We start from the raw sequence: 3,590 nt of genomic DNA, 5'->3' as shown, positions 1-3,590 counted from the left end.
CCCGACCCGGCCGGCCCGAAGCCGGCACCGGAGCCGGCCGCACCGCCTTGCCCGCCGAAGGGGGACGCCGCCGAGTCGCCGCCGGACCCTGCCGGTCCGAAGCCGGAGCCCGCGGCCCCACCTTGCGCGCCCTGCGCGCCTTGCGGACCGAAATCGGACGCGGCCGTGCCACTGCCCGAGCCCGCCGGTCCGAAGCCGGAACCGCCGGGGTTGCTGCCGGAGCCACCGGAGTTGCCGCCCGAGCCCGCCGCCCCACGGCCCGGATCGCCCGGTCCGTCGGCCGGTTTCGAACCACCGCCGGCCGGGCCCGTGCGCGGGGACACCGCGCGGAACGTCATCGTGCCGTCGTCGGGAGCGTCGGCGGCGGCCCCGCCCCCGGCCTGCCCCGTCGGACGGCGGAACACGAACGTACCGCCCCCCGCCGCGGCGTTCGCCTCCTGGCCGGCCGGCGCGGTGTTCGCCGTGCCGTCGGTACGGGCGGACTCCCCCTCGGGCCGCTGGTCGACGCGTGCCACCCTCGGGTCGCCGCCCGGCGCACCCTGCGGCGCGCCCCACGAGACCCGGCGGTCCTGGTCGCCACCGAAGCCGGACTGGCGGGAGCGGTCGGCACCCCAGGCGGAGGCCGGTTCGGGACGGCTGCCGTGCTGCGCGTCGGCGGCGGAGGGCTCGTCGACCGGGTCCTCGTCGAAGAAGTGCGGGCCGGTCTCCTCGACCGACGCGGCGGCGCCGGACTGCCCCGCCCCCGCTCCGGGCGGTGGCGCGAGCGACTCGCCTTCCTTGGGCGCCGGACGGCTGGTGCCCGGCACCCAGGAGGTGCCGTTCCAGTACCGGACATATCCAGGAATGGACGGGTCCGGGTAATACCCTTCGCGGGGCCTGTCGTCACCGGGGGCCGGGGTTGGGGCGCTCATGTCCGTCGTCCCGTATCTGCTCGGGGGCCAAATGGGGGCCTCCACATCTATCAGACGAGCGCAAGCCGCACCGCCGCTCCCACCGGACCCACCCCTTTCGAGCACCGATGTGCTATCCACCGCGCCGCTCCGGTGGATCCCCCTGCGAAATAGAACTTCCGGCGAGGCACGTAATGCCGCGGCCGCTGCCCGCTCTCTCCTTCCGACCGGCCCTCGCGGGCAGCCGTCAGGAGAAGGGAACACCGCCATGCGCACCGTGGTGGAGCGGGAACTGGGCTGAAACTCGTCCTGTCGCCGGAGCGCAGGATCCCGGTGCCGGCCCGGCTCGGGTACCTCACCTCACCTCACCTCACCTCACCGACGACCCCTACGCCGTCCACGTCACCTTCCACATCAACACCGAGCACCCGGTGTACCGGATGTTCGCCCGGGACCTGCTGGTGGAGGGCGTGTTCCGGCCGTGCGGGCAGGGGGACGTGCGGGTGTGGCCGACGAAGACGGAGGGGCGCAGCGTGGTGCTGATGGCTGAGTTCACCCGACGGGGACGCCCTGCTGGAGGCCCCGGCGGCGGCGGTGTCGGCCTGGCTGGAGCGGACGCTGCGGGTGGTGCCGCCGGGCACGGAGGGCGAACAGTTGGGCCTCGACGACGAACTGGCCCAGTTGCTCGCCCAGTGAGGGCCCGGGGCTCAGAAGAGCTTGCCCGGGTTCAGGAGGTTCAGCGGGTCGAAGGCCTGCTTGACGGCCCGCTGCATCTCCATGCCGACGGGGCCGATCTCGCGCGCCAGCCACTCCTTCTTCAAAACGCCGACGCCGTGCTCGCCGGTGATGGTGCCGCCGAGTTCCAGGCCGAGGGCCATGATCTCGTCGAAGGACTCGCGGGCGCGCCGGGACTCGTCGGGGTCCGTCGGGTCGAAGCAGACCGTCGGGTGGGTGTTGCCGTCGCCCGCGTGGGCGACGACACCGATGGTGAGCTGATACTTCTCGGCGATCCGGTCGACCCCTTCGAGCATCTCGGCGAGCCGGGAGCGCGGCACGCACACATCGTCGATCATCGTCACGCCCTTGACCGCCTCCAGCGCGGTGAGCGACAACCGACGCGCCTGAAGGAGCAGTTCGGATTCCGCCACGTCGTCGGCGGGGACGACCTGGGTGGCGCCGGCCGCTTCGCACAGGGCGCCGACGGCGGCGAGGTCGGCGGCCGGGGCGGTGGTGTCGAACGCGGCCAGGAGCAGCGCCTCGGTGCTCTCGGGGAGGCCCATCTGCGCCATGTCGTTGACGGCCTTGACCGTCGTACGGTCCATGAGTTCGAGGAGTGACGGCACGTGGCCGCCCTCCATGATCCGGCACACGGCGTCGCAGGCCGCGGCGGCGGAGGCGAACTCGGCGGCCAGCACCAGTTGCTCGGGCGGCTTGGGGCGCAGCCCGAGGACGGCCCGTACGACGATGCCGAGCGAGCCCTCGGAGCCGACGACCAGCCGGGTCAGGTCGTAGCCGGCGACGCCCTTGGCGGTGCGGCGGCCGGTGGACATCAGACGGCCGTCGGCGAGGACGACGTCGAGGCCGAGGACGTACTCGGCGGTCACCCCGTACTTGACGCAGCACAGGCCGCCGGAGGCCGTGCCGATGTTGCCGCCGATGGTGCACATCTCCCAGCTGGAGGGGTCCGGCGGGTAGTACAGGCCGTGTTCGCCGACGGCCCGGGACAGGGCGGCGTTGATCACGCCGGGTTCGCAGACGGCGATGCGGTCGACCGGGTTGATCTCCAGGATCCGGTCCATCTTCGTCAGGGACAGCACGATGCAGCCCTCGGAGGCGTTGGCGGCGCCGGACAGCCCGGTGCGGGCGCCCTGCGGGACCACGGGGACGCGCAGGGCGGTGGCGGCGCGCATCACGTGCTGGACCTGTTCGACCGTACGGGGCAGCACGACGACGGCCGGGGTGCCGGCCGGGCAGAAGCTCGCCATGTCGTTGGCGTAGGAGGCCGTGACGTCGGGGTCGGTGAGGACTGCCACGGCGGGGAGGCCGCTGAGCAGCAGGTCGACGAGGTTGCCCGTCTCTTCGTCGCGAGGCGCTTCGATACGGCTCATGATCACAGGTTCGCACCCGGGGTCATCGGTGTGAACCCCGTCGGCGGCACCCTTCGCCTGCCCGGGTGGGGTCGTCGTACTGACGCACGGTGAGCGCCATGGAGAGCCGGCGGGAGGGTCCGGTGCGGCGGGAGAGCGGTCCGAAACGCCGCGTGCGCATCCGGCCGGTGCTGATCGCCTCCGTCGCGGGGTGTGCCGTGCTGGGCGGGGTGCTGGTACTGCTGCCGCGGGGGCGGTCCGCCGAGTCCGCTCCGCCGTCGCCGGGGGCACGAAGATCTCCGCCGCCCGCCCGGCAGGGCACGGGCTCGCCTTACGGCACGGCCCTCCGCCGAACGGGGCGGCGGCCCCGAGGGCCCCGCGCCACACGCCGTTGCGGCGGGCACGACGACTGCCGCACGGCGAGGGAACGAACCCGCCGCACGGCAACAAGCCTCCGGGCGGCCGTGGGGCGCCGTCACCGCAGCCACTACGGCGGGCACGAAGACCTCCGCCGCCCGCCCGGCAGGGCACGGGCACGCCCTATGGCAACCCCGTGCCGCGCCGAAGGGAACGGCGGCCCGGCGGCCCCGCGACCCGGCGACCCGGCGAGAGT

2 protein-coding genes and 1 pseudogene are annotated in these 3,590 nt (G+C 74.0%); 1 reads left to right on the top strand and 2 read right to left on the bottom strand.

Annotated elements, in window-relative coordinates:
* On the bottom strand, nt 1-911 hold a 911-nt coding region (locus ABZ281_RS42415; RefSeq protein ID WP_356663359.1), incomplete at its 3' end, for a DUF2510 domain-containing protein.
* 247 nt (nt 912-1,158) lie between these two features.
* Between ABZ281_RS42415 and ABZ281_RS42410 the strand changes: the two are divergent.
* Nucleotides 1,159-1,586 (top strand): annotated as a pseudogene (locus ABZ281_RS42410) (SsgA family sporulation/cell division regulator).
* Nucleotides 1,587-1,597: 11 nt separating this feature from the next.
* Here the strand turns inward: ABZ281_RS42410 and ABZ281_RS42405 are convergent.
* The gene (locus ABZ281_RS42405) at nt 1,598-3,004 is read right to left on the bottom strand and encodes an FAD-linked oxidase C-terminal domain-containing protein (RefSeq protein WP_356663357.1); all 1,407 of its coding nucleotides are present in this window, start codon (nt 3,002-3,004) and stop codon (nt 1,598-1,600) included.
* Between the last annotated feature and the right edge of the window lie 586 nt (nt 3,005-3,590).

Source organism: Streptomyces sp. NPDC006265, assembly GCF_040613555.1.
Classification (GTDB): domain Bacteria; phylum Actinomycetota; class Actinomycetes; order Streptomycetales; family Streptomycetaceae; genus Streptomyces.
Note: the sequence above shows the minus strand (reverse complement) of the source record. Positions and strands in the feature narration are given on the sequence as shown.